Source organism: Nocardiopsis sp. CNR-923 (assembly GCF_001942255.1).
Classification (GTDB): Bacteria; Actinomycetota; Actinomycetes; order Streptosporangiales; family Streptosporangiaceae; genus Nocardiopsis.
In genome coordinates, this window is the sequence record NZ_MKKC01000063.1 from 51,880 (window position 1) to 77,671 (window position 25,792).

Below are 25,792 nucleotides of genomic sequence, written 5' to 3' on the forward strand. Positions count from 1 at the left end.
TCCGTGCGTCTCGTCGAGGGAGTCCGATGTCCATCGTCTCAATCGAGCCCGCCACCGCCGAGCGGTGGGAGGACCTGGAGAACCTGTTCGGACCCACCGGGGCCTACGGGCACTGCTGGTGCACGTTCTTCCGCAGGCGGGCCAAGGACCACACGGCCAGCACCTCGTGCGAGCGCTCTCGGCGAGGGGTGGACAACAAGGAGGAGTTGCGGCGGCTGACGTTGGACGGCCGGGTCCCCGGGCTGATCGCCTACGACGAGGACGGGCCGTGCGGCTGGGTGTCCGTGGCGCCCCGGGCGGATTTCATCCGGCTCTCGCGGTCGCGGTCGCTGCGGCCCGCCGACCCCAACGAGCCGGGCGTCTGGGCGCTCGTCTGTTTCTGGCTGCCGCCGAGGCGTCGGCGCCGGGGGCTCGGCAGCCGTCTGCTGGACGGGGCCATCGAGTACGCGCGGACCAACGGCGCCCGGGTGTTGGAGGCCTATCCCGTGGACACGGCGGGTGGCCGGGCACCGAGCGCGGAGGTCTACACGGGGACGGTCGAGATGTACCAGCGCGCGGGGTTCTCGCTGGCCCCGCACCACAGCAGCGAGCGCGTGGTCGCTCGGCTGGCGTTGAAGTCCGACTGACGCGGGGCCCGCGCGGACGGCTCAGCGCGCTCGCCGGGCCGTGCGCATGGGCGCGGCGCGTCGGTGCGTCGGGCCGCGCCGGCTCGCCGTGGCGGGTCGGGGCTCGCGCGTGGGCGTGGGCTGATTCTCTGCGGCACGCACCCCCTCTTCCCGGGGCCGGGGCTCACGCGGGGGCGTGTCGGCGGGCGGCCCCGGTCGTCGGGGGCGGGCCGTGCCGAATCGGCGGGATGAGGTCGTCCGAAACGCGCGCGGAAGGTCGCCGGGGAACCGGGGGAGGGTATCGACCGATCGGAGTGGATCCGGCCCGTCGGTGTCCTCTCCCCCGTGGGGCCGGTCCGAAGGCGCGGCCCGAGGGCTGAATCCGACCCTCGGGCGAGGTGGGGCGGCACGAGGCGGCCGGTGGGACGCGCCCCCCTGCGACGCGTGGACCGCGCGGGCGCGGGGCGGCGCCAGGGCGGTTCGCCGGGTCGTGGACGGCCGGACGGTCGGTGCGCGTCAGGGGGCGGTCGTGTGGCCGGGAACGCGTGTGCGCGGCCCCGGCCAGGGCCGCGGTGTCTCCCGCTCCGGTCGCTCCCTGCCGTGGACTTGTACCCCCCTGGGGTAATCTCGAAGACGCGTCGGGCGGACGTGCTCATGTACTTGACGAACTAATACCCCCAGGGGGTATAGTTTTCCTCAGTTGGAGCGGTCCGGCACCGGACCGCGGAGGTACACGCGTACTCAGGAGACGACATGGCCACCATGACCACCGCTGTCTACGACGTCGACGGCATGAGCTGCGGACACTGCGTCAACGCCATCACTCAGGAGGTCACGGGTGTCGCGGGCGCAGCGACGTCAGCGTCGACCTCCAGGCCCAGCGGGTCACGGTCACCAGCGAGGGGCCGGTCAAGGACGCGCAGGTCCGCGCCGCCATCGACGAGGCGGGATACGAGGTGCGCAACTGACATGGGCGTGACCACGAGACTCGCGCTCTTCGCCACGGGGCTCGTGGCCGTGTTCGCCGCGATGTTCGGGGTTGGCTCCCTGGCCGGCCCCCTCCTCCCGGAGGGCGCCGCCCCACAGGCCGTCACGGGCACCCCCGGCGGCGACACCGGCCCCGAGCAGGGCGACGACGCCTCCCCCACGGACCACTAGCAGCGGTAGGAGCGGTGAATTGAATACCAGCGGCACCAGGGAGCTGCGGCCCGGCGCGGCCTCGGTCGAGCTCGCCATCGGCGGCATGACCTGCGCCGCGTGCGCCAACCGCGTCGAGAAGCGGCTCAACCGGATCGACGGCGTCACGGCCAGCGTCAACTTCGCGACCGAGAAGGCGCGGGTCTCCTTCGACGGCGCCCCGGTCGCGGTCGAGGACCTCGTCGCCCAGGTCGAGCAGGCGGGCTACACGGCCACCGTCCCCCAGCGCGACGCCGGGCCGGAGGCGGCCGCCGCCGATCCGCCGGACCCCGCGCGGGACCTGCGGAACCGGGCGCTGGTCTCCCTGCTGCTCTCCGCCCCCGTCATCGCGATGGCGATGATCCCCGCCCTCCAGTTCACCTACTGGCAGTGGGCTTCCCTCGCCCTGGCCGCCCCGGTCGTCGTCTGGGGCGCGCTTCCCTTCCACGTCTCGGCCTGGAAGAACCTCAGGCTCGGCGCGGCGACCATGGACACGCTGGTCTCCCTCGGCGTGACCGCCGCGTTCCTGTGGTCCCTGTACGCCCTCTTCCTCGGAACCGCCGGGATCCCCGGCATGGTCCACCCCTTCGAGTTCACCATCGCCCGCACCGACGGCTCCGGCAACATCTACCTGGAGGTCGCCGCCGGGGTCACGTCCTTCATCCTCCTCGGCAAGTTCTTCGAGGCCCGTTCCAAGCGCCGCGCCGGGGCCGCCCTGCGCGCCCTGCTCGAACTCGGCGCCAAGGAGGTCACCGTCCTGCGCGGCGAGGGCTCCGCCGCGCGCGAGGAGCTCGTCCCCGTCGACCGGCTCGCCGTCGGCGACCGCTTCGTGGTCCGCCCCGGCGAGAAGATCGCCACGGACGGCACGGTCGAGGAGGGCACCTCCGCCGTCGACATGAGCATGCTCAGCGGCGAGTCCGTCCCGGTCGAGGTCTCGCCCGGGACCGCCGTCGTCGGCGCCACCGTGAACGCGGGCGGCCGCCTGGTCGTCCGGGCCGGCCGGGTCGGCTCCGACACCCAGCTCGCCCAGATGGCCCGCCTGGTCGAGGACGCCCAGAACGGCAAGGCCGCCGTCCAACGGCTCGCCGACCGCGTCTCCGGGGTGTTCGTCCCGGTCGCGATCATGATCGCCGTCGGCACCCTAGGCTTCTGGCTCGGCGCCGGCGGGTCGCGTCCGCCGCCTTCACCGCCGCCGTCGCCGTCCTCATCATCGCCTGCCCGTGCGCGCTCGGCCTGGCCACGCCCATGGCGCTGATGGTCGGCACCGGTCGGGGCGCCCAGCTCGGCATCCTGATCAAGGGACCCGAGGTCCTGGAGAGCACGCGCCGCGTCGACACCGTCGTCCTGGACAAGACCGGTACCGTCACCACCGGCCGGATGGCCCTCACGGGCGTCACTGTCGCCGACGGCGAGGACGAGGACGAACTCCTGCGCCTGGCCGGGGCCCTGGAGAACGCCTCCGAGCACCCCGTCGCCCGGGCGGTCGCCAAGGGCGCCAACGTCCGGTTGGCGGCGTCCGCGCGAGAGGAGTCCCGAGGCCGGAGACCGTCCGTCGAAGGCGGCGGGGGGCGAGGGGCGGACCTGCCGGTGCCGGAGCACTTCGCCAACATCGAGGGCCGGGGCGTCCAGGGGACCGTCGACGGGCACGCCGTCCTGGTCGGCCGGGCGTCCCTGCTGGAGGAGCGGTCGCAGCCCCTGCCCGAGAGCCTGTCCGCCGCGCTGGCCGCCGCCGAGTCGACGGGCCGTACCGCCGTCGCGGTCGGCTGGGACGGCCGTGCCCGCGGGGTCCTGGTCGTGGCCGACACGGTCAAGCCCACCAGCGCCGAGGCGGTCCGCCAGTTCCGCGACCTCGGGCTCACCCCGATCCTGCTCACAGGTGACAACGAGGCTGTGGCCCGCGCCGTGGCGGCCGAGGTCGGCGTCGACGAGGTGATCGCCGAGGTCCTGCCCAAGGACAAGGCGGACGTCGTCCGGCGACTCCAGGACGAGGGGCGCACGGTGGCGATGGTCGGCGACGGGGTCAACGACGCCGCCGCTCTGGCCCAGGCGGACCTCGGGCTGTCCATGGGCACCGGCGCGGACGTCGCGATCGAGGCCAGCGACCTGACCCTCGTGCGCGGGGACCTGCGCGCCGCCGCGGACGCGGTCCGGCTCTCGCGGCGGACCCTGGCGACCATCCGGGGCAACCTGTTCTGGGCCTTCGCCTACAACTCCGCGGCGCTGCCCCTGGCGGCGCTGGGTCTGCTCAATCCGATGCTGGCGGGGGCCGCGATGGCGCTGTCGAGCCTGTTCGTGGTGACCAACAGCCAGCGCCTGCGCCGGTTCCGGCCGCTCTCGGACCACGTCCGGGCCGCCTGACCCGGTTCCCGGGCAGTCGGCCGACCGCGTGCCGCGCCCGGCACCGTCCCGGGACTCGGGTCCCGGGACGGACGCGTGCCCGCGGACAGCCGGAATATCTGGACGAAACCCCTGATGGTCGGTCAGAACCGGATGACTCGGTGTGAATCGGGTCTCGCGTTCCGCATTTCCGCCCGCTAGGTTTGCGCGGAGCCCCGCGTGGGTCGGGGTGCCGATCCGCACGGCGCCTCCCCGCCGCGCCCTCGCGAACCGAAGGACGGAGCCGCACCCCGAACCGCCTCCTCACCGTCGTCCCCGCCCCGCGTTCCCTCGCCCTCCACCCCTCCCACGAGGCCCCCGTGACATCTGGATGCCCGCACGCCACGTTCCAGCGGAGTGAACCGCACCCCGACCCGTACGCCGTGTACGCGAAGCTGCGCGCCGAGCACGGCCCCGTGGTGCCGGTCGAACTCGAACCGGGCGTCGACGGGTGGCTGGTCACCGACTACGAGACCCTGATCGCCTGGTCGCGCGACACCCCGGCCTTCACTCACGACTCACGGATCTGGCGGGACTACCGCGAGGGGCGCGTCGACCCCGACTCCCCGTTGTTGCCGATGATGGCGCCCCGCATGAACGCCCTCTTCACCGACGGGTCCGAGCACCAGCGCTACCGCCGTGCGATCAACGACAGTCTCGGCGCCGTCACCGGGGAACACCTGCGCGAGGTCACCCACCGCTACGCCGACGACCTCATCGACGAGTTCTGCGAGCGCGGTGAGGCCGACCTGCTCAACGAGTACGCCCGCGTACTCCCGATGCTGGTCATCAACGAACTCTTCGGCTTCGACGAGGACCAGGGCATGCGCTTCGCGACCGCCATGCGCAACCTGTGGCTGGGGGTGGACGCCGAACGCTCCAACGCCGAGGCCGAACGAGTCCTCTCCGAGGTCGTCGGCGCCAAGCACCGCGAGCCGGGCGACGACGTCACCACGCGCCTCATCCAGCACCGTGCCGGGCTCAGCGACGACGAGGTCATCATGCAGATGCTCCTCATCGTCGGCGCCGCCAACGAGCCCACCGCCAACCTCATCGGCGCCGCCGTCCGGTCCGCCCTCGCCGATCCCGTCACCACCGGGGGCCGGGTCCCCTCCGACGCCGCCCTGTCCGACCTCGTCGAACGCGTCCTGTGGCTGGAACCGCCGATCATCAACTACCCGGTGATCTACCCGCGCATCGACGTTCCCCTCGACGGGGGCCGGACGATCCGGGCGGGACAGCCGATCATGCTCAGCTTCGCCGCCGCCAACCACTTCTACCGCCAGGAGAACGCGGAGCGCCTGGAGGAGTCGCCCAACCGGGCCCACGTCGCCTGGGGCGCGGGGCCGCACCGCTGCCCGAACCGTGACGAGGCCACCGCCATCACCGGCATCGCGTTGCGCGCCCTACTCGCCCGACTCCCCGGACTGCGCCTGGCGGTGCCGCGGGAGGACCTGCGCTGGCAGATCACCGTGCTGTCCTGCATCCCGCTCCAGTTGCCCGTCCGGTTCACACCGCAGTCGCCCCTGCCCCCCACCGATGTGGAAGGACCCTCATGGAGCCCGTCCGACTCGCCCCGGGAAACCTCCGGTCCCAAGCCGTCCACCTCCGATCGATCGGCCCTGTCGTCCCTGTCGAACTTCCTGGTGAGGTTGCTGCGTGGATCGTGACCGGCCACGCGGCCGTCAGCGAGGCCCTCGCCAGCCAGCACGTCCAGAAGGACAAGCGGCACTGGCGGGCGTTCAACGCGGGTGAGATCCCGTCGGACTGGCCGCTCATCTCGTGGATCATCGCCGAGAACATGCTGACCAGTGACGGGGGCGAGCACACCCGGCTGCGCAAGCTCGTCTCCAAGGCGTTCACGCCGCGCCGGATCGAGCTGCTGCGCGGGAACGTCGTCGCCATCGTCGACGGCCTGCTCGACGGTGTGGAGGCCGCGGCCACCGCGGACGGCGTCGTGGACCTGCGGAGGCTGGTCGCCCAGCCCCTGCCGATGACGGTGATCAGCGACCTGTTCGGTCTCGACCAGGAGATCCGGCCGAAGCTCAACCGTCTGGTCGGCCAGTTCTTCGACCAGAGCGTCACGCCGGAGCAGGCGATGGCGGCGTTCGGGGAGATGACCGAGGTCCTCACCGGGCTGATCGCGGCCAAGCGCGAGGAGCCCGGCGACGACCTCACCACCGCGCTGATCGCCGCCCGCGACGAGGACGACCGCCTCAGCGAGAGCGAGCTGATGTGGAGCCTGCTGCTCATCATCAGCGCGGGCTACGAGACCACGATGAACCTCATCGCGAACGCTGTGCGCGCCCTCCTCACCCACCGCGATCAGCTCGACCTGCTCATGAGCGGCCGCGCGGACTGGTCCACGGCGGTCGAGGAGGTGCTGCGCTGGGACGGGCCGGGCGAGTACATCCCGATGCGCTACACCACGCGCGAGCTCGACCTGGCCGGGGTGCGCGTCCCGGCGGGCGAACCGCTGCTGCTCGGCTACGGCGCCGCCGGCCGGGACGAGGAGCGCTACGGGCCCACGGCGGGGGAGTTCGACGTCACCCGTGAGGACACCTCCCACCTGGCCTTCTCCCACGGCCGCCACTACTGTCTGGGAGCGAGCCTGGCCCGGATGGAGGCCGTGGAGGTCCTGCCGCGTCTGTTCGAGCGGTTCCCGAAGCTCGACCTGGCCGTGCCGTCGGAGCGGTTGAGGCCGCTGCCGTCGATCGTCGTCGCCGGTGTGGAGGAACTTCCGGTGCGCCTGCGCTGAGAGTGACGCAGGGTCGGACACGCCCGGCCGTCACGATCCCGCGGAAATGGGTTTTGCCCCGCTTCCTGCGGGATCGTCGCATTTCAGAGAGGGTGCCCTCTATGCCAGGGCGGCGGGGAAGCCTCGGAGGACCGTCACCGCCGGTGCCGACGCCGTCAAGGGTCTCTAGACTCGTTGGAGTCCCCCGACGCTCGCCGCGCCCCTCCTTCGCGGTCCCCTGTCCCTCTCCCCTTGTCCTCCAGAGGAATCGCGCCACGATGAACAGCTCTGCGGCCGAACCCAGCCGTGCCCTGGCCAACCGGTACCGCCTGGACGAGATCATCGGCGAGGGCGGCATGGGCCGGGTCTGGCGGGGCACCGACACCCTCCTGGACCGCCCCGTCGCCGTCAAGGAGCTGACGACGCCGCCCGGCCTCCCGGCGCAGGAGGTGGAGGTGCTGCGCACCCGCATGCTCCGCGAGGCCCGCAGCGCCGCCCAGCTGAGCCATCCGTCGATCATCACGGTGTTCGACGTGGCCGAGGAGGACGGCCGTCCCTGGATCGTCATGGAGCTGGTCCACGGGCCGTCCCTGGGCGACCTCGTCCGGTCCGAGGGAACGTTGTCCGTGCTGCGGGTCGCCGACATCGGCGAGCAGATGTGCGCGGGCCTGTCCGAGGCGCACGGCCGGGGCATCGTGCACCGCGACATCAAGCCCGGAAACGTGCTCATCGCCGGGGACGACCGCGCGGTCCTCACCGACTTCGGCATCGCCCACCTGGACGGTTCCACCCACCTGACCAGCACCGGTCTGCTCATCGGCTCGCCCAGCTATCTCGCCCCGGAGGTCGCGCAGGGATTCCAGGCCAGCCCCGCCTCCGACGCCTGGGCCCTCGGTGTCACCCTCTTCCAGGCGGTGGAGGGGTCGCTTCCGTTCGACCGGCCCACGCCGATGGCGACGTTGACCGCCATCTGCACCCAGGACCTGCCCGAACCGGTGGAGGCCGGACCGCTCCGGCCGGTTCTGGAGGGGCTGTGCGCCAAGGAGCCGGAGGACCGGCTCTCCATCGCCCAGGCGCGCGCCCTCCTGCGGGAGGTCCGCGACGCAGAGGAGGCCGCCTCGTTCGGGGGAGCGGTCACGCTGGGGACCACCCGGACCACGGAGGCGCCGGGGGCGGCGCCGGCCACGGACCCCGCGGACGCCGTCACCGGCGGCGCGGCGGACGTCGCCTGGGCCACGGACCCGTCGGCGCACTCCCTGGACGCCCCCGCGCCGGGACCCCGGCCCGCCGGAGCCGCGCGAGCGGCGGGCGCCGGATGGGGCAGCCGCATGCTCATGATCGTCGCCGTGCTCGTGGTCCTGCTCGGCGTTGCGGTCACGAGCGTCCTGGTCAGCATGAACCGACCGCAGGACCCGGCCGGGCTGGCCGGGAGCACCGTCGACGACGCGGGCGTCGGCGCCGACGGGGAGCCCCGGGAGCCGGACGCCGCACCCTCGGACGAGGCCGCCGCCGACGACGAGGACGGCGAAGGCGAAGGCGAAGACGAGGCGGACGCCGGGGAGGACGACGAGTGGGACTTCCTCACCCGTCACGAGGACTCCACGGGCTTCGCCGTCGACGTTCCCGAGGACTGGACGATCGAGCGGCGGGACTCCAGCGTCTTCTTCCACAACCCCGACGGCGGGTACCTCCAGGTGGACCAGACCGACGCCCCGAACCCCGACGCCGGTGACGACTGGCGCGCGTTCGAACCGGTCGGCAGCCAGAACTTCCGGGGGTACACGCGCACGGGGATCGAGGACGTCGAGGCCGACTGGGCCGACGCCTACGTCAGCGCCGCCGACTGGGAGTTCACCTACGACGGCGGCGACGGGCGGATGCACGCCATCAACCGGGGCTTCCACACCGAGAACATGGGATACGCGCTGTTCCTCGTCGCCAGCAACGACGACCCCGACGCCAACCGAGCGCTCCTGGACCGGATGGCCGAGTCGTTCGAGCCCGCCGCCTGAGCGTCGGCGGGCCCCGGTCCGGCGGCTCAGAACACCGAGCAGCGCGTGATGTCGGTGAAGGCCTCCAGCGCCAGCGCCAGCGCCCCCGCCGCCGAGTTCCGCTTGGGGTCCGGGCCCGGGGCCCAAGCGGCCACGGCGTACCGACCCGGCGCCACCGACAGGATCCCGCAGCCCACACCGCTCTTGCACGGCAGCCCGAAGCGGTAGGCGAACTCGCCCGCCGTGTCGCCCGCCGCGTCGCCCGCCGTGTGCACGACGCCGTCGACGGTGGCCACCGCGAACCCGGACTGATACGGGTCGACCTTGCTCAGCTCCGGGATGTAGTCGGCGTCCCGACCCTCGCCGATGTGCGGGCGGACCCGTTCCATCACGTCGTCGAGCACCCGGGGCAGGTCGTGGTCCGGGGTCAACTCCCCCCACCTCTCGGGCCCGAGCGCGCGCCGTGGTTGAATCCGCCGGCTTCCTTCCGGGTGAGCGACGGCGCGGGCGGGTGCGTCCTCAGGTGGTCCAGGCTGCGCGCGAGGTCGTCCAGGAGCAGGTCGGCCATGTCGTGGCTGAACCCGTGCCGCACCAGGACGCGCTGGATCACCTCGTTCCCCCGGTCGGCGGGCAGCGGGTAGGCGGGTAGGAGCCAACCGCGCGTGCGCATCCGGTCGGCCAGGTCGTAGAGCGTGAACGGCTCGTCGCCGACCAGCCGCCAGGACACGGCCGTGATGCCCTTGCCCGGGTCGCCGTCGTGGATCACCTCGAACGGCCCCAGGGCGGTGATCCCGGCGCAGATGTGCCGGGCGGTCTCGTACATCGCGCCGTGCACGTTCGCGTAACCGTCACGGCCGAGCCGAACGAAGTCGTAGTACTGGGTGATCACCTGCCCGCCGGGTCGGGAGAAGTTGAGGTTGAAGGTGGCCTGGCTTCCGCCGAGGTAGTTCACCCGGAAGACCAGATCCTCGGGCAGGTCCCCGGCGTCGCGCCAGACCACCCAGCCCGATCCGAGGGGAGCCAGGCCGCTCTTGTGGCCGGAGGCGTTGATCGACCGGACACGGGGCAGGCGGAAGTCCCACACCAGGTCGGGGTTGACGAAGGGCGCGACGAAGGCGCCGCTGGCCCCGTCGACGTGCAGGCGGATGTCGTGGCCGGTGCGCTCCTCGAAGTCGTCGAGCGCCTCCGCCAGCCCGGCGACGTCCTCGTACAGGCCGGTGTAGGTCTGTCCGAAGTTGGCGACCACCATGACGGTGTTGTCGTCGCAGTGCTGGTCGAGGTCGTCGGGGGTCAGGACGAACCGGTCGCCGACGAGCGGGACCTGCCGGATCTCCACGTCGAAGTAGCGGGCGAACTTCTCCCAGCAGACCTGGACGGGGCCGCAGACGAGGTTGGGCCGGTGAGCGGGCAGTCCCGCGGCCTCGCGCCGCTCGCGCCAGGCGAACTTGGCGGCCAGGCCGCCGAGCATGGCCGCCTCGCTGGACCCGGTGGTGGAGGCGCCCATGGCGGAGGCGGGGTCCGGCGCGTGCCACAGGTCGGCGACCATGCGCACGCACCGCCGCTCCACCTCGGCGGTCTGCGGGTACTCGTCCTTGTCGATGATGTTCTTGACGAGCGCCTCGTCCATGAGCCGGCGGACCTCGGGCTCCACCCAGGTGGTGCAGAACGTGGCCAGGTTCATCCGCGCCACCCCGTCGAGGAGGAGTTCGTCGTGGACGAGCCGGTAGGCGGTGCGCGCCGGGCTGCCGTGCGCGGGGATCCGCGTCGTGGGCGCGCCGCGACGCATCGGGCCCTGTGCGTAGACGTCGTCGTGCGGGTTCTCCCGAGGACCGCTCACCGCGTGACCCCTCTCTCGCCTTGGGTGACAAGGAAGTCACGGACAGTATGGGTGTGGGGTCGGCTCGATCACGGGAAGCGTCCCGGGTGTCCCGGAGAGCCCCCGCGTGCCCGGCGTGTCCGGCCCGCGGTGTCCGGGCTCACCCGGCCCCGTCGAGCAGCTGGGCGTCGTGGACGAGCAGGGCGATCTGGACGCGGTTGTTGAGGTCGAGCTTGGTGAGGATGCTGGACACGTGCGTCTTGACCGTCGGCACGCTGAGGTACAGTCGCGCCGCGATGTCGGCGTTGGACCGTCCCTGCCCCACCGCCACCGCGACCTCCAGTTCACGTGTGTTGAGCGCGGCGAGCCGCACCCGAGCCCGTTCCGCGCGCTCCTCGTGGTCGCTGGCGGCCACCCGGTCGATCAGGCGGCGCGTCACCGCGGGGGACAGGACGGGCAGCCCGCGCGCCACCTGGCGGACGGACTCGACGATCTGCGCGGGCGGAGTGTCCTTGAGCAGGAACCCGGCGGCCCCGGAGCGCAGGGCGCGCAGCACGTGTTCGTCGGCGTCGAAGGTGGTGAGGACCAGCACCTGCGGCGGGTTCGGTCTCGCCCGAAGACGCTCGGTGGCGGTCAGGCCGTCCACTGTCGGCATGCGGATGTCCATCAGCACCACGTCCGGCACGTGCTCGTCGACCAAATCGAGCACCTGCCCGCCGTCCTCGGCCTCCGCCAGGACCCGGATGTCGGGCGCGCCGCCCAGCATCATCACCAGGCCCACCCGTACCAAAGCGTCGTCGTCGACGATCATCACGCCGATCTCCCGGGCGTCCCGCCCCGTCTCACTCATGCGGGCCACGGTAGCCACACCGACAGGAGCCAGCCACCGCCGTCGGCCGGTCCGTACTCCAGACGGCCCGACGCGAGCGACACGCGTTCAGCCAGACCGACGAGCCCCTGCCCCGTGCCGTCGACGAGACGGGGCGGGCGGGCCGCGGTCGCGGGTCCGTTGCGCACCTGGACCGTCAAGCCGTCGCCGGCGCCGCCCGCCACGTGTACCAGGGTGTTCGCGCCGGGCGCGTGCTTGCGGACGTTGGTCAGGGCCTCCTGAACCACCCGGTAGGCGGTCCGGCCCACCCGCTCGGGTACCGTGCCCCCGTACTCACGCACCAGCTCCACCCGGGCGCCGACGTCGTCCGCCTCCTCGACGAGCTGGGGCAGGTCGGCCATGGTGGGCTGGGGCAGCTCGCCCACGGGCGCGCGCAGCACGCCGATGACCTCCCGCAGGTCCTGGAGTGCCTGGTGGGCGCTCTCGCGGATCACCGACGCCGAGCGGGCGACCTCCTCCGGGGAGGCGTCGGGTCGGTACTCCAGCGCGCCCGCGTGCACGCTGAGCATGGACAGCCGGTGCCCCAGGACGTCGTGGATCTCCCGGGCGATCGCCTCGCGGACCTGGTGCTGGGCCTGCTCCGCCCGCAGTCGCGCCTCGGCCTCGGCATGCACCGCGCGGTCACGCAGCGACTCCACGAGCTTCCGCCGGTGGTGGGCGGTCAGCCCCCACCCGGTGACGGCGCCCTGGATCGCCACCCCCAACAGGAAGCTGACGAACAGGGGCGTGGTCGGGTCGGGCCAGATCCACACGTTGACGAGGGAGGACACCGCGGCGAGCCCGAAGACCGACAGGCTGATCCGCGGCGGGCGGTGCACGGCCAGGGAGAACAGGGCGACCAGCATCGCCCCCGCGGTGAGCGGGGTCAGCGCCGCGATCGCGACCAGGGCCACCGTCAGCTCCACCGGCCACCGACGCCGCCACCACAGCGCCGCACAGCCCGCGAACGCGACGAGCTGCTCGGTGACCGACAGCCAGGGGGGCAGGTCGGGTCCGTACTCCCGGAAGCTCGGGGCTTGCGGGGACTCGCCGAAGCCGACGGCGACCATCAGTCCGAGTCCGACGGCGAACAGGAACATCGTCAGGTCGACGCACCAGTCGCGCGCGCTGCGCCGTCGTCGCCGTCCGGGGGCGGTGGGAGCGTCCATCGTCCCGGAGTCTACGGTTCGCATGGGCGGCGGGAGCGCGTGGCGGACGAGCCGGAGACCTCCGTCGGGGGACGCCCTACTTTCGTCCTGCGGCGGACGCGCCGTGAACCGCCTTCCGCGGGTGCGACACCGCACCAAGGACCGATGCGCGCCCGGGGCCGCGGCTCCTAGGGTCGGCCCCATGCGCAAGATCCTCCAGAGCACCGGAGTGCTTGTCCTCCTGATCGGTCTCAGCGGCGCGATCGACCACCTGTGGCACCAGCCGTTCCTCGGGTTCGTGCTGAACTCGTTCAACCGGTTCGTGATCCCGAACGTCGCGCTGCTCGACGAGTACGCCCTCTTCGCCAACCTCGCGGTCGGGGCCGTCGGCGTGGTCATGGTGCTGGCCGCGAAGGCCCTCGCCCCGCAGCGCCGACACTGAGGGACACCCCCGCTGGGACGTTACGCGCGGCGCGCATCGGTCGGTAGCGTGGGGCCGTGCGGGGCGCGGACACGGACGGGGCGCCCCCGGAGCGAATCGATCGTGGGGGTCTACCCGATGCGCACACTCGTCACCGGAGCTACCGGGATGGTGGGCAGACGCGTCCTGGCCGAACTGCGCCGCCGCGGGCTGGCCGCGACGGGGGCGTCGCGGACCGCCGAGACCCGTCTGGACTGGACGGACACGTCCAACTGGGACGACGTCCTCGACGGAGTGGAGAGCGTCTTCGTGGTGACCCCTACAGGCAGCGGACTGGGCAACCGCGTGGCGGGGTTCCTGGACCGGGCCGCGGAGGCGGGGGTGGGCAACGCCGTCGTCCTGTCCTGGATGGGCGTCGGAGCCGCCTCCGACCAGGGCGTGGTGGAGGAGAGGGCGAAACGGCGGTTCGCGCGCTGGACCGTGCTGCGCTCCAACTGGCTCGACCAGGATCTCACCGAGGGGGACTTCGCCCGCATGGCGCGGGCCCGCAACGGCAGACTCGAACTGCCGGTCACGAAACGGACGGCGGTCAGCTTCGTGGACGCCCGGGACGTCGCCAACGCGGCGGTCACGGCACTGGTGGAGGACCACCACGGCAGGGAGTACACGCTGACCGGGCCGCAGGCGCTCACGTTCCGCGAGGTGGTGCGGATGACGAAGGGCACCGACAGCCCGGTGTGGCGGTTCAAGGCGGTGGACGAGTCGCGGTTCTACTTCCGGGCGACCGACCGGGGCTGGGGTGAGCGGTACGTCGACACGCTCAACGAACGGTTCGCCGTCGCCGTCGCGGGCGGGGCCGCCGAGGTCACCGAGGACGTGCGCGCCGTGCTCGGCCGCGAGCCCATCCCGATGGAGCGCTTCGTCCGCGAGTCCACGGTCTGACCGAAGTCGCGGTGACGCGGTCCCCGCCCGGTTGCGCTGAGGGCATGGAGCGCACGCCGTATCTGGGCGCCACCGTCATCCCGGACACCGAACTCGGCGGATACGTCGCCAGAGCCGTCGAGGTCGCCTCCCAAGGGGAAACAGTGGAGGAGGTCGTCGCCAACCTCCGTGAGGCACTCGAACTGTACTTCGAGGACGAAGAGACCCCCGAGCTGCCGACGCTGACCATGCTCGCACCGGTCGACGTCCGTCTCCCCGCCTGATGGGCCCGCACGTTCCCGTGCTCTCCGGTCGCGAGGCCCGGCGTGCCTTGGAGAAGGCCGGTTTCGCGTACGTCTCCAGGCGCGGTGGTCATGTCAAGCTGCGCCAGGGGCGAAGGGTCGTGGTCGTACCGACGCACAAGGAGCGCACGCGCGGCACGTTGCGGTCGGTCCTGACCCAGGCCGGGCCTGGAGGACCTTCGAGCCCTCCTCTGAAGTCCGCCCGCCCGTACGCCGAAGCTCCGGGCGTTCCGTCATCTCGGGGAGAGGCGACGGAACGCCCAGGGCCTTCGTCGTTCCTACGGCCTACTTGAGCAACTGGCGGGCCATCACCAGGCGCTGGATCTGGTTGGTGCCCTCGTAGATTTGGGTGATCTTGGCGTCGCGCATCATGCGCTCCAGCGGGAAGTCCTTCACGTAGCCGGCGCCGCCCAGCAGCTGCACGGCGTCGGTGGTGATCTCCATGGCGGCGTCGGAGGCGAAGCACTTGGCGGCGGCGCCGAAGAAGGCGAGGTCGTCGTCACCGCGCTCGGACCTGGCCGCCGCGACGTAGACCATCTGGCGGGCGGTCTCCAGCTTCATCGCCATGTCGGCCAGCATGAACTGCACGCCCTGGAAGTCGGCGACGGCCTTGCCGAACTGCTTGCGCTCCTTGACGTAGGCCACGGCGTGGTCCAGCGCGCCCTGGGCGATGCCGACGGCCTGCGCGCCGATGGTGACCCGGGTGTGGTCGAGGGTGCGCAGGGCGATCTTGAGGCCCTCGCCGGGGGCTCCGACCATGCGGTCACCGGGGAGGCGGACGTCGTCGAAGAACAGTTCGCGCGTGGGGGAGCCCTTGATGCCGAGCTTGCGCTCCGGCTCGCCCAGGGTGAAGCCCTCGTCGTCGGCGTGCACGACGAACGCCGAGATGTTGCGGCCGCGCCGGCCCCCGGGGTCGGTCACGGCCAGCACCGTGTAGTACTGGCTCACCCCGGCGTTGGTGATCCACGACTTCTGGCCGTTGAGGATCCAGTCGTCGCCGTCGGCCACGGCCTGGGTCCGCATGCTCGCGGTGTCGGAACCGGCCTCGCGCTCGGACAGGCCGTAGGAGAACATCGCCTCACCGCTGGCCACCTTGGGCAGATAGCGCCGCCTGACCTCCTCGGACGCGCCGAGGATCAGCGGCATCGTGCCCAGTTTGTTGACCGCGGGGATGAGCGAGGAGGAGGCGCACACGCGGGCGACCTCCTCGATGACGATGCAGGTCGCCAGCGCGTCCGCGCCCGCGCCGTCGTACTCCTGCGCGATGTGCGGGGCGTGGAAGTCGGTGGCTACCAGGGCGTCGTGCGCGGCCTGGGGGAAGGAGCTGGTCTCGTCGACCTCCGCGGCGTGCGGGGCGATCTTGTCCTCGGCGACCGCGCGCACGGCCGCGCGCAGCTCCTCGTGCTCCTCGGCGGTCTTGAACAGGTCGAAGTCGCTCATCTCACGTTCCCTCTCCGGTGGCGTCCCGACGTCCTGGTATATGGCACCGCGTGCCGGTGTATGGCATCCAGTGCCAGGGTAGGGGGTGAGCGAGGCGAAGTACACCGTCGAGGTCGGATACCTTCTGGAATGTCCTCCGGGCGGGACGGACCAGGTGCGAGGCGGAGGGGGTGGACCCATGACCGGGACGGGGGCGCGGGAGCGCGCCGAGGCGCGCGGCACACCGCGCACGGACACGCGCGCGGTGGTGCTCGCGGCGGTCCGGCTCTTCACCGAGAACGGGTTCGACGCCACGACCATGGAGGGCATCGCCGCCGCCACGGGGGTCAGCCGCCGCAGCCTGTTCCGCAGGTTCGGTTCCAAGGAGGACATCCTCTTCGCCGAGCACGACGAACTCTTCTCCACGGTCGTCCGCTTCCTGGACGCCTCTCCCGACGACCCGCTCAGCTCGGCCCGCGCGGCCGCCCGCCTGGTCCTCCAGGGCTACCTGCGCGACCCGGAGATCACCGTGCCCCGGTACCGGCTGGTGCGCGCCCAACCCAGGCTGCGCGACCGGGAGGTCGCCATGACCGCCCGCTACCAGGCGGCGTTCAGCCGGTACCTGTCCGCCGGCCGGGGGGAGCGCAACTCCCTGGAGGCCGGTGTGGTGGCCGCGTCCCTCATCGCCGCGCACAACCACGTGCTGCGATCCTGGCTGCGCGCCCCCGACCAGGACCCGCGGGAGGTGTGGGCGCGGTTCGACGCCGCGACGGAGCTGGTGCGGCGCATGGCCGAGACCGTGCTCGGCACGCCGGAACGGCGGGGGGCCGGTGCTTCGGAGTCGGCGGGAGCGGGAGAGCACGTCCTGGTCGCGGTCTACCCGAGCGGGACCGGCCCCGACGAGCTCCTGAGCAGGATCACGGCCACGGTGCGGGACCCTCGACGGACGTCGTGACGCGCCCGTCGTACGAAGCGGGGCGAATCCCCCGTGCGGCGCGCGGGTCGTCCACGGGGCGGACCGGACGCACCTGCGGCGGGCGTACTCTGGACGGGGCCGGGATGTAGGACGGACGCGGGACGGGCAGCGGGAATGAGCGTGGATCAGGCGAACACGACACGGCAGGAGGCCGAGGTCGGGCGCGAGGCGGGGCGTCGACGCACCTTCGCGGTGATCTCGCATCCCGACGCCGGCAAGTCGACGCTCACCGAGGCGCTCGCCCTGCACGCGGCCGCGATCTCCTCGGCGGGCGCGGTCCACGGCAAGGGCGACCGCAGGGGCGTCACCTCCGACTGGATGCAGATGGAGCAGGACCGGGGGATCTCCATCACCTCGGCCGCGCTGCGCATCGACTACTCCGACCGGGTCCTCAACCTCCTGGACACCCCCGGCCACGCCGACTTCTCCGAGGACACCTACCGCGTCCTGTCCGCGGTCGACTGCGCGATCATGCTCCTGGACTCGGCCAAGGGCCTGGAGCCGCAGACGCTCAAGCTCTTCGACGTGTGCCGGGCGCGGAAAATGCCGGTCATCACGTTCGTCAACAAATGGGACCGCCCGGGCCGCGAACCGCTGGAGCTGCTGGACGAGATCGAGCAGCGGATCGGGCTGCGGCCGACTCCGCTGAACTGGCCGGTGGGCATCGCCGGCGACTTCCGCGGCCTGATCGACCGCGCGAGCGGGGTCTACACCAGGATGACCCGCACGCCCGGCGGCGCGCAGAAGGCGATCGAGGAGGTCCTCGACGCCGACGCGGCGGCCCGGACCGAGGGCGCCGAGTGGGGGCGCGCGCGGGAGGAGATCGAACTCCTGGAGGCCCTGGGCGCCGACTACGACGAGGCGTCCTTCCTCGCCGGGGAGTCCTCCCCGGTGCTGTTCGGCGCGGCCCTGCCCAACTTCGGCGTGGGCCAGCTCCTGGACACGGTCGTGCGTCTGGCGCCGGCCCCCGCGCCCAAGTCCGACGAGCGGGAGCGTCCCCGCGCGGTGGAGGCGCCGTTCTCCGGCCAGGTGTTCAAGATGCAGGCCAACATGGACAAGAACCACCGGGACCGGATGGCGTTCGTGCGGGTCTCCTCGGGCCGGTTCGAGCGGGGGATGGTGCTCACCCACGCGCCCACCGGGCGCCCGTTCGCGACCAAGTACACCCAGGCGGTCTTCGGCGCGGACCGGTCCACGATCGACGTCGCCTACCCGGGCGACGTGATCGCGCTGGTCAACGCCCAGGCGCTGGCCGTGGGCGACACCCTCTACGACGGGCCGAGGGTGACCTACCCGGCGATCCCGAGCTTCGCGCCCGAGCACTTCGTGGTCGCGCGGGCCGTGGACGCGGGCAAGTACAAGCAGTTCCAGCGCGGGATCGCGCAGCTGGACGCCGAGGGCGTGGTGCAGGTGCTCACCTCGGACGTGCGCGGCGAGCAGGCCCCGGTGCTGGCGGCGGTGGGCCCGCTCCAGTTCGACGTGGTCAAGCACCGGATGGAACAGGAGTTCCGGTCGCCGATCGAGGCCTCGCCGCTGGACTACTCCGTGGCGCGGCGCACGGACGCCGAGTCCGCGCCGGAGCTGCACGCCCTGTCGGGGGCCGAGGTGCTGCGCCGGCGCAGCGATGGCGAGCTGCTGGTGCTGGTGCACAACAAGTGGCGACTGCGGGTGATCGAGCGCGATCACCCGGGTTTGTTCATGGAGCCGTTGCTGGCCGGAGGCGTCGAGGAAGAGTGACCCTTCTGTGACAAGAACTGTGTCACACGAGGGTTTCGCCGTGGCCATTGTGGGAAGTCCCGACCCTTCCCTTGACTCCCGGTGAATGCCGTTGACGGCGTGTCGACTTCCGGAGACGGATTCCGGCTCGGACGTCTGAGCGGCCCCCGTTTACCGCGTTCTCACGCGTTCGCGGGTGAGGGTGTGAACTCGCGTGCCCCCGCATCACCGTCGAACACGGTGGGCGCGCTCCCGTGTGACCAGTGTGACTGGCGTGCTCGCCCGGCATCGCACAGAGGCCAAGATCACCGCGCTGTCGGCACCCCTCCTCAACGCCTGTGATCAGCGCGAAGGTACCCTGGGGGAAGGCCGCTAGGGCGCGTACGGACCCCCGTCGCACCGGGCTCCGGGGCGCTTGTCCACTTCTGTGAAGGGTGACCGGATTGACCCGGTTCGGGGTGGGTGGCGGAGTGCTCAGGGGACCGCCACGGAAGGCTGGACGCCATCGGGGGACCCCCGGTGTCGTCCACGACGCCTCAGGGTGATCACGGAGTAATCGACGTTCGGCAAAGTTTGGAAATCTTCACCGTGCGGTAATTCTACCCACATGTGGGTATGTGTTGCATGTCACCTGTTCGTGAATCGGTGAAACTTATATGATTTTGCTTAACCGTCGTTTAACAAAACAGAACAATAACGAGTGAATCAAGAACGCGGCGGCCGACCGCCCCGCGTCTGACGCACCTCACGTATCCCCCGCCTGGAAAGGTTGACCTCGGGCATGAGCGAAGACGACAAAGAGCGCACGGTGGAGCTCCACTACGAGGGCGGCGTGCTGAAGCTGCCGGTGTTCACCGGCTCCGAGGGTGAGCGCACCATCGAGCTGAAGACCCTGCTGGGGTCGACCGGTATGACCACCCTGGATCCGGGGTTCGGCAACACCGCTTCGTGTAGCTCGAAGATCACCTACATCGACGGGGACGCGGGCATCCTGCGCTACCGCGGGTACCCGATCCAGGACCTGGCCGTGGGCAGCAGCTTCCTGGAGGTCGCCTACCTGGTGATCTACGGCGAGCTGCCGGAGCCCGGCCAGCTCAAGGAGTTCTCCGACCGGCTGCGCGAGAACGCGGACATCCCGGCCGAGATGGGCGCGTTCATCGACGCGATGCCCCGCAACGGCCACCCGATGTCGCTGATGGCCAGCGCCGTCAACACGCTCGGGGCGTACTACGCCGACAGCGTCGACCCGGCCGACGAGAACCAGGTCGAGCTGGCCACGATCCGGCTGTTGGCCAAGCTGCCGACGATCGCGGCCCGCATCTACCGCAACTCCACCGGCGAGAAGCCGATCGCCCCGGACGCCGCCCTTGACTACGTCGAGAACTTCATCCGGATGACCTTCGGCGACGACTCCGCCGACGGCGAGCTGGGCGACCTGTTCGGCAAGGCCGTCGACCTCCTGCTCATCCTGCACGCGGACCACGAGCTCAACTGCTCCACCGCGACCGTGCGCGTGGTCGGGTCCTCCCAGGCCGACATCTTCGCCAGCGTCGCGGCCGGCATCAACGCCCTGTCCGGCCCGTCCCACGGCGGAGCCAACCAGGCCGTGCTGGAGATGCTTGAGGAGATCCGCGACTCGGGCACCGGCATCGAGGACTTCCTGGAGCGCGTGAAGGCCCGAGAGGTCCGCCTGATGGGCTTCGGCCACCGCGTCTACAAGAACTTCGACCCGCGGAGCAAGGAGATCAAGGGTCTGGCCAGTCAGATCCTCGACAACCACGAGAACCCCGACGAGCTCTTCTCGCTGGCCCTCAAGCTGGAGGCCGCCGCTCTCGCCGACTCCTACTTCACCGAGCGCAAGCTCTACCCGAACGTCGACTTCTACACCGGCGTCATCTACCGGGCCATGGGCTTCCCGACCAACATGTTCACCGTGCTGTTCGCCCTGGGCCGCCTGCCCGGGTGGATCGCCCACTACCGCGAGCAGCTGCACGACCCGGCCTTCCGGATCGCGCGCCCGCGTCAGCACTACATCGGGTCCGCCGAGCGCCGGTACCCCGGTCAGGGCTGACCCCACGGCCGGTCACGCCCGCCCCCGACGCTGGGGGCGGCGTCGTCGTGCCCGAGCCCGTACCGCCCCTTGCCAGGCATTTTGCCCGTGATCTGTCGTCGGGGCGCGCGCCCCGGGGAAGTTGCATCCTGAGGTCCGTGACCACGGGCGACCGCGAGGGACTCGGGGAGGCAGCGATGGTCCGGTACACGTTGGCCGGCGACATGCTCGGTGAGATGAGCCGGAACTGGTGGGTGGTGGTCCTGCGCGGGGTCGCCGCCGTGCTGTTCGGGCTGGTCGCGCTGCTGTGGCCGGGGCTGACCCTGATCGCCTTGGCGGTGGTCTTCGGCGCCTTCGCGCTCGTCGACGGCTGCGCCCTCGGGTACGCCGCGTTCCGCGCGTCGCCTGGTTCCCGCGCCTCGCTGGTCATCCAGGCGGTGCTCAGCGTCATCATGGGTCTGATCGCGCTGATCTGGCCGATGGTCGCGGTGATCGCGCTGGTGTTCGTGATCGGTGTGTGGGCGGTGGTGACGGGCGTCGCCGAGATCGTGACCGCCGTGCGCCTGCGGGCGCACATCAGCTCCGAGTGGCTGCTCATCTTCGTGGGCGCCCTGTCGGTCGTCTTCGGTCTGCTCCTGTGGTTCTGGCCTCTGGAGAGCGCGCAGGTGATCGTGCTGGTCGTCGGTGTCTACGCGATCATCTTCGGCGTGGTGCTCGCGGTGGCCGGGTTCCGGCTGCGTGGCGCCGCCGAGGCCCTCGCCCCGCCCGGGAACCGCGCGGGGGAGGAGGCCGGGTCCGAGGAGCGCGGGCCCGACGAGGGCGACGAACCGCCCGGGCCGGTCGCCAATCCCTAGGACGTGCGCCGCGGACACCGACCCTGCTGCGCGACGGGCAGCAGCCACGGAACGCGCCCTGGGACGTGCGCGGCGGACGCCCGCTCCGCCGCGCGACGCCCCGGCGCGGACCTCCACCGCGTTCTGTCCGGTCAGCCCTCGGACACGACGCGCGTGCCGAGGCGGTCGACCTGGCTGCCCGGGACGACCAGATGCGCCTTCTCCTCCTGCCAGGCCAGGAAGTGCGGTGCGCGTCGGTGCGCCCTGAGCGCCTCCCGGTCGGCGAACGCCTCGTAGACCCAGAACATGTCGGGGTCCCGCGCGTCCTGGGCGACCTCGAACCGCAGGCACCCCGGCTCGTCGCGCACCGAGGCGGTGGCGTTGCGGGTGATGCCGGTGACGAAGGCGTCGCGGCGGCCAGGGCGGACGCGGACGGAGACGACCAGGGACACGGCGCGGTCGCTCACGTTTCCTCCGGGGCTCGTGGCATGGCGGCGGCGTCTTCGAGGCTACCCCCGCCGTGGCCGCTGGCGGTCGACGCCCGGACGCCCTTGTGGTTCGGGATCCCTCCCGCCAGACTCGTACCCAGACACTGGGAGCACTGGGCCGTGCACGCGTGCGTGGGGCGTGTACGGGTGACATGGGGAGTGGTACGGAAGGTGGGGAGCGCACCAGGGGCACGCATGCCTCCGATGAGCTGGGAGGGCATCGACCACATGCTCGACCGCGTGCGCGGTGAGGCCGACCGGATCGCACTCCAGTGCGGGGACCTCGACCGCGACGGTCGCCACCGGACGGTCCGGTCGGCGAAGCTGGTCGGGCGGACCCGGCGGCGCTGGGAGGAGGCCGAGGTGCGCGTCCACAGCCTGTGGACGGTGTACGCCGCCCTCCGAGCCGTGGTCGACCGCGCCCGCGACCTGCGCGCCTCCGCGGACCCGAACACCCCGAGCGCGCTGACCCGCCTCCTCGACGGACCGTCGGTCGCCCTGCCCGACGGCGACGGGCCCGGAGCGCGGATCACCCTCGCCGAGGCCGTCGCCCGGGCGACGGCCGACCACGAGGAGATCACCGAGGTGATCTCCGCCGTCGAGACCGCGTGGGACGCGCTCCGGCCCCGGCTCGCGGAGCTGGAGTCCATGTGGAGCGACATCGGGACCCACTCCGACATGGTGGGCCTGCCCGAGGAGGCGCACGAGGATCTGCGGGCCGAGCTGGCCGGTGTGGACGAGACCATCCACCGCGACCCGCTGTCACTGGTCGTGGACGGCCACGTGGTCACCACCCAGATCGAGCGCCTGCGCGTCCTGTTGGACCGCACGCGGGGCGAACTCCGCGACGCCCTGCGCATGCGCGACTCCTACCACGAGAACGTCGAACGCCTGCGCTTCGCCATCGACGACGTCGGGCGGATCGTCGAGCGTGCCCGGATCCTGCGCGCACGGGTCGTCGCCAAGGTCTCCTCGCCCGCCGCGGTCGACGTCCACGACCCCGTTCCCGCGCTCAGCGCCGCCGTGGCGGACCTGGACGTCCTGCGCGCCGAGGGCCGCTGGCGCGACCTCGGCGCCCGCCTGGGCGTGCTCCAACGCGCGATCCACGACGCCACCGACGACGCCCGTGAACGCGAGGCCAGCCTCACCCGACTGCTGGAGCGCCGCGCGGAGCTACGCGGCCGCCTGGGCTCCTACCGGGCCCGCGCGGCCCGCCTCGGGCTGACCGGTGACCGCCGGCTCACCGAACTGCACGGCGCCGCGCACTGGGAACTGTGGCGGGTGCCCTGTGACCTGCGCGCCGCGACCGTCTCCCTGTCCGCCTACCTCAGGGCGCTCCAGGAGACGTCGGGCGCCGACTTCCCCGAGGACGGAACCACCTCCGGCGCCTGGGCGCCGGACGGCGGGAGCGATGGTGGTGTGACCAGATGACCATGTGCGCGGAACCCGGCTGCGACGGTGGGATCCAGGACGGCCGGTGCGGCGTGTGCGGACGGACTCCGAGCGGCGACGCGCTCCACGCCCGGACGCGGATGGTCCCCCTGGAACCGTCCCCCGCGACCCAGCCGGTGCTGCACCTACCCTCGCCCGAGGTTCCGCCGGTCGCCGACGCGCCCCCTCCCCGGAGCGGCTCCGTCGACGCCGCGCCGTCGGAGGGACCGGCGCCCGGGGTCCCCGCGCCGCGCGCCGCACCGCAGTCCGAACCGCCCGGTGACGGCGGCGTCGTCGAACGGTGGCTCGCCTCCGGCGCCGACCGAACCGACGACAACCCCGTGGAGTCCCACCCGCTCTTCGACACGTCCGCCTCTCCGGCCGCTTCCGACCGAGCGGCACCGTCGGCATCGACGGTGTGCGCGGCACCGGCTCGGGATCGGCCCGCACCAGCCGCCGTTCCGTACGCGGAACGCTCGGGATGGGCATGGTCCAGGTGCCCCTCGTCCCCTACCGGGATCCGACCGAGGCGGTCCTGTCCCAGCCCGTCGTCGCCGAGCACAACCGCCTGTGCGGCTCCTGCGGCGATCGGGTCGGCCGTTCCAGGGACGGGCGACCCGGCCGCACCGAGGGGTACTGCCGGAGCTGCGGCACGCGCTTCTCCTTCACCCCCAAGCTCTCCCCGGACGATCTGGTCGGCGGGCAGTACGAGGTGCTCGGCTGCATCGCCCACGGCGGACTCGGGTGGATCTACCTGGCCCGGGACCGCAACGTCAACGACCGATGGGTTGTGCTCAAGGGGCTGCTCAACGCGGGGGACGCAGCGGCGCACAGGGCCGCCGCCGCCGAGCGCGCGTTCCTGTCGGAGGTCGAGCACCCCAACATCGTCAAGATCATCAACTTCTCCCAGCACCCCGACCCGGACACCGCGATCCCGTCCGGGCACATCGTCATGGAGTACGTCGGCGGCAAGTCGCTGAGGCAGCTGCTCATGGAACGCCGCGAACGCGGCTCGGGGGACGAGGTCCTGCCCGTCGACCAGGTCATCGCCTTCGGGCTGGAGAGCCTGCGCGCCCTGAGCCACCTGCACAGCAAGGGCCTGCTCTACTGCGACTTCAAACCGGACAACGTCATGCAGAGCGAGGAGCAGATCAAGCTCATCGACCTCGGCGGCGTCCGACGCATGGACGACACCTCCAGCCACGTCTACTCCACCCCCGGTTACCGGGTTCCCGAGGGCGAGCTGCGCTCGCCGGGTCCCTCCGTCAGCTCCGACCTCTACTCCGTCGGCCGGACGCTGGCGGTGCTCAGCTTCCGGTTCGACGCCAAGCGCGAACACCAGCACACGCTTCCGCCCAGGGAGACGGTGCCGCTGCTCGTGCGGCACGAGTCCTTCGACCGCCTGCTGCGCCGCAGCACGCACGCCGAGCCCAGGAAGCGCTTCCACCACGCCGAGGACATGTCCGACCAGCTCACCGGGGTCCTGCGCGAGGTGCTGTCCGAACTCGACGGCACTCCGCACCCGGCGACCTCCTCCCAGTTCGGCGGAGAGAACACGATCGGCGCCACCGAGGTCGGAGCGATCGACGCGGACCGGCTGCTCACCCCGCCCTCGCCGACCGAGGCCGCCGCGCTCCTGCCCAAGCCCCAGATCGACCCCGCGGACCCGGCGGCGCAGCACCTGCGCGGGTTCTCCGCGCTGTCCGCGGACGAGCTGGTCCCCATCCTCCGGGGCATGGCCGCGCCCTCACCGGCGACCCAGCTCATGCTGTGCCGCGCACTCATCACGGCGGGCCGGCACGCCGAGGCGTTGGACGCGCTGCACCGGTTCAGCGAGGCGGCCCCGGACGACTGGCGCACCGACTGGTACCTCGCGGTCGCCGAGCTGAGCACCGGCCGATTCGAGGGGGCCCGCGACCTCTTCGACCGGATCTACGACCACCTCCCGGGGGAGAGCGCGCCCAAGCTCGGCCTGGCCATCGCCAGCGAGCGGATCGGCGACCACGACACCGCCGCCCGCCAGTACCGGACGGTGTGGAACACCGACCACTCGTTCGTCAGCGCGGCGTTCGGCCTGGCGCGGATCCGCCTGGCCCAGGACGACCGGGCGGAGGCGTTCCGTGTCCTGGACACCGTGCCCGAACTCTCCAGCCAGTACGTCCACGCCCAGACCGCTTTGGTGTCCGTGCTGTCCGCGCGGCACGGCTCCACCGACGCGAAGGACTTCCTGGAGGCGGGACAGCGCCTGGACCGGCTCGGCCTGGACAGTGAGTCCACCGACCGGCTGGCGGTTCGGGTCCTGGAGAACGTCCTGGTCTGGCTCGGCGGGGGCGGGCGGGCGCCCGCAGACCGGGTGCTGCTCGGCGCGCCGCTCTCGGAGAACGGCGTCCGCGCCAACCTGGAGCGCCGCTACCGGGCGATGGCCCACCGCGCCGCCTCGGTGCGCGAACGCCGCGAACTCGTCGACAAGGCCAACTCCCTACGACCGGTGACCCTGCTGTGAGGATCGAAGGAACAG

Annotated in this window: 23 protein-coding genes and 1 pseudogene; 18 read left to right on the forward strand and 6 right to left on the reverse strand. The window is 72.0% G+C overall.

From position 1 onward, the window contains the following. The first annotated feature begins 26 nt into the window (after window positions 1-26). The 8 genes and pseudogenes from BJF83_RS05545 (at window position 27) to BJF83_RS05575 (ending at window position 8,906) form a co-directional block, all read left to right on the forward strand. Window positions 27-626 (forward strand): GNAT family N-acetyltransferase, encoded by a 600-nt coding sequence (locus BJF83_RS05545; protein WP_075925441.1) that lies wholly within the window; start codon window positions 27-29, stop codon window positions 624-626. Window positions 627-1,358: 732 nt separating this feature from the next. Further along, window positions 1,359-1,573, forward strand: a pseudogene (locus tag BJF83_RS28535) (heavy-metal-associated domain-containing protein). 1 nt (window position 1,574) lies between these two features. Continuing rightward, a complete protein-coding gene (locus tag BJF83_RS05555; RefSeq protein ID WP_075925442.1) occupies window positions 1,575-1,763 on the forward strand; it encodes a hypothetical protein in 189 nt (62 codons plus the stop codon). Window positions 1,764-1,782: 19 nt separating this feature from the next. Continuing rightward, window positions 1,783-3,036, forward strand: coding sequence for a heavy metal translocating P-type ATPase (locus tag BJF83_RS30885; RefSeq protein WP_394329295.1), 1,254 nt, complete (start codon window positions 1,783-1,785; stop codon window positions 3,034-3,036). Then, window positions 2,991-4,139 (forward strand): heavy metal translocating P-type ATPase, encoded by a 1,149-nt coding sequence (locus tag BJF83_RS30890; protein WP_394329298.1) that lies wholly within the window; start codon window positions 2,991-2,993, stop codon window positions 4,137-4,139. The genes BJF83_RS30885 and BJF83_RS30890 overlap by 46 nt, the downstream gene beginning before the upstream one ends. Before the next feature lie 401 nt (window positions 4,140-4,540). Next, window positions 4,541-5,827: a cytochrome P450 gene (locus tag BJF83_RS05565; RefSeq protein ID WP_075925470.1), complete on the forward strand. Its 1,287-nt coding sequence runs from the start codon at window positions 4,541-4,543 to the stop codon at window positions 5,825-5,827. Further along, window positions 5,824-6,915, forward strand: a complete 1,092-nt coding sequence (locus BJF83_RS05570) for a cytochrome P450 (protein WP_075925443.1) — start codon at window positions 5,824-5,826, stop codon at window positions 6,913-6,915. The genes BJF83_RS05565 and BJF83_RS05570 overlap by 4 nt, the downstream gene beginning before the upstream one ends. Before the next feature lie 257 nt (window positions 6,916-7,172). After that, the gene (locus BJF83_RS05575; RefSeq protein ID WP_075925444.1) at window positions 7,173-8,906 is read left to right on the forward strand and encodes a serine/threonine-protein kinase; all 1,734 of its coding nucleotides are present in this window, start codon (window positions 7,173-7,175) and stop codon (window positions 8,904-8,906) included. Between the two features lie 26 nt (window positions 8,907-8,932). Here the strand turns inward: BJF83_RS05575 and BJF83_RS05580 are convergent, their stop codons facing one another. From BJF83_RS05580 to BJF83_RS05595, 4 genes are all read right to left on the reverse strand, one after another. Further along, window positions 8,933-9,316, reverse strand: coding sequence for a glutaminase (locus BJF83_RS05580; RefSeq protein WP_075925445.1), 384 nt, complete (start codon window positions 9,314-9,316; stop codon window positions 8,933-8,935). After that, on the reverse strand, window positions 9,313-10,722 hold the full coding sequence (locus tag BJF83_RS05585) for a glutamate decarboxylase (protein ID WP_262391340.1): 1,410 nt from the start codon (window positions 10,720-10,722) through the stop codon (window positions 9,313-9,315). The genes BJF83_RS05580 and BJF83_RS05585 overlap by 4 nt, the downstream gene beginning before the upstream one ends. A gap of 139 nt (window positions 10,723-10,861) precedes the next feature. Beyond that, window positions 10,862-11,551, reverse strand: coding sequence for a response regulator transcription factor (locus BJF83_RS05590; RefSeq protein ID WP_187347097.1), 690 nt, complete (start codon window positions 11,549-11,551; stop codon window positions 10,862-10,864). Continuing rightward, window positions 11,548-12,738: a sensor histidine kinase gene (locus BJF83_RS05595; RefSeq protein WP_075925447.1), complete on the reverse strand. Its 1,191-nt coding sequence runs from the start codon at window positions 12,736-12,738 to the stop codon at window positions 11,548-11,550. Before BJF83_RS05595 ends, BJF83_RS05590 begins: the two co-directional genes overlap by 4 nt. 181 nt (window positions 12,739-12,919) lie before the next feature. On the opposite strand from BJF83_RS05595, the gene BJF83_RS05600 reads away from it, so the two are divergent. From BJF83_RS05600 to BJF83_RS05615, 4 genes are all read left to right on the forward strand, one after another. Further along, window positions 12,920-13,159, forward strand: a complete 240-nt coding sequence (locus BJF83_RS05600) for a hypothetical protein (RefSeq protein WP_075925448.1) — start codon at window positions 12,920-12,922, stop codon at window positions 13,157-13,159. Between the two features lie 117 nt (window positions 13,160-13,276). Beyond that, window positions 13,277-14,080, forward strand: a complete 804-nt coding sequence (locus BJF83_RS05605; RefSeq protein WP_075925472.1) for an NAD-dependent epimerase/dehydratase family protein — start codon at window positions 13,277-13,279, stop codon at window positions 14,078-14,080. A 44-nt stretch (window positions 14,081-14,124) separates the two neighbouring features. Next, entirely contained in the window at window positions 14,125-14,343 is a 219-nt protein-coding gene (locus BJF83_RS05610; protein WP_075925449.1) for a type II toxin-antitoxin system HicB family antitoxin, read from the forward strand. Further along, entirely contained in the window at window positions 14,343-14,654 is a 312-nt protein-coding gene (locus tag BJF83_RS05615; RefSeq protein ID WP_075925450.1) for a type II toxin-antitoxin system HicA family toxin, read from the forward strand. The genes BJF83_RS05610 and BJF83_RS05615 overlap by 1 nt, the downstream gene beginning before the upstream one ends. Here BJF83_RS05615 and BJF83_RS05620 read toward each other — a convergent pair. Beyond that, window positions 14,647-15,801: an acyl-CoA dehydrogenase family protein gene (locus BJF83_RS05620; protein ID WP_075925451.1), complete on the reverse strand. Its 1,155-nt coding sequence runs from the start codon at window positions 15,799-15,801 to the stop codon at window positions 14,647-14,649. The two genes, BJF83_RS05615 and BJF83_RS05620, sit on opposite strands and share 8 nt — an antisense overlap. Before the next feature lie 178 nt (window positions 15,802-15,979). On the opposite strand from BJF83_RS05620, the gene BJF83_RS05625 reads away from it, so the two are divergent. From BJF83_RS05625 to BJF83_RS05640, 4 genes are all read left to right on the forward strand, one after another. Then, window positions 15,980-16,735 carry a TetR/AcrR family transcriptional regulator gene (locus BJF83_RS05625; RefSeq protein ID WP_075925452.1) on the forward strand — a complete coding sequence of 252 codons (756 nt, stop codon included), beginning with the start codon at window positions 15,980-15,982 and terminating at the stop codon, window positions 16,733-16,735. A gap of 135 nt (window positions 16,736-16,870) precedes the next feature. Further along, window positions 16,871-18,493: a peptide chain release factor 3 gene (locus tag BJF83_RS05630; protein WP_075925453.1), complete on the forward strand. Its 1,623-nt coding sequence runs from the start codon at window positions 16,871-16,873 to the stop codon at window positions 18,491-18,493. A gap of 760 nt (window positions 18,494-19,253) precedes the next feature. Next, window positions 19,254-20,543 (forward strand): citrate synthase, encoded by a 1,290-nt coding sequence (locus BJF83_RS05635; protein WP_075925454.1) that lies wholly within the window; start codon window positions 19,254-19,256, stop codon window positions 20,541-20,543. Between the two features lie 137 nt (window positions 20,544-20,680). Next, entirely contained in the window at window positions 20,681-21,376 is a 696-nt protein-coding gene (locus BJF83_RS05640) for an HdeD family acid-resistance protein (protein WP_394329296.1), read from the forward strand. Between the two features lie 131 nt (window positions 21,377-21,507). Here BJF83_RS05640 and BJF83_RS05645 read toward each other — a convergent pair whose 3' ends face one another. After that, entirely contained in the window at window positions 21,508-21,822 is a 315-nt protein-coding gene (locus BJF83_RS05645; protein WP_083678425.1) for a putative quinol monooxygenase, read from the reverse strand. Window positions 21,823-22,047: 225 nt separating this feature from the next. Between BJF83_RS05645 and BJF83_RS05650 the strand changes: the two genes are divergently transcribed. Further along, the gene (locus tag BJF83_RS05650) at window positions 22,048-23,274 is read left to right on the forward strand and encodes a hypothetical protein (protein WP_075925455.1); all 1,227 of its coding nucleotides are present in this window, start codon (window positions 22,048-22,050) and stop codon (window positions 23,272-23,274) included. 487 nt (window positions 23,275-23,761) lie between these two features. Further along, window positions 23,762-25,777 (forward strand): tetratricopeptide repeat protein, encoded by a 2,016-nt coding sequence (locus BJF83_RS05655; protein WP_394329297.1) that lies wholly within the window; start codon window positions 23,762-23,764, stop codon window positions 25,775-25,777. Window positions 25,778-25,792 lie beyond the last annotated feature (15 nt).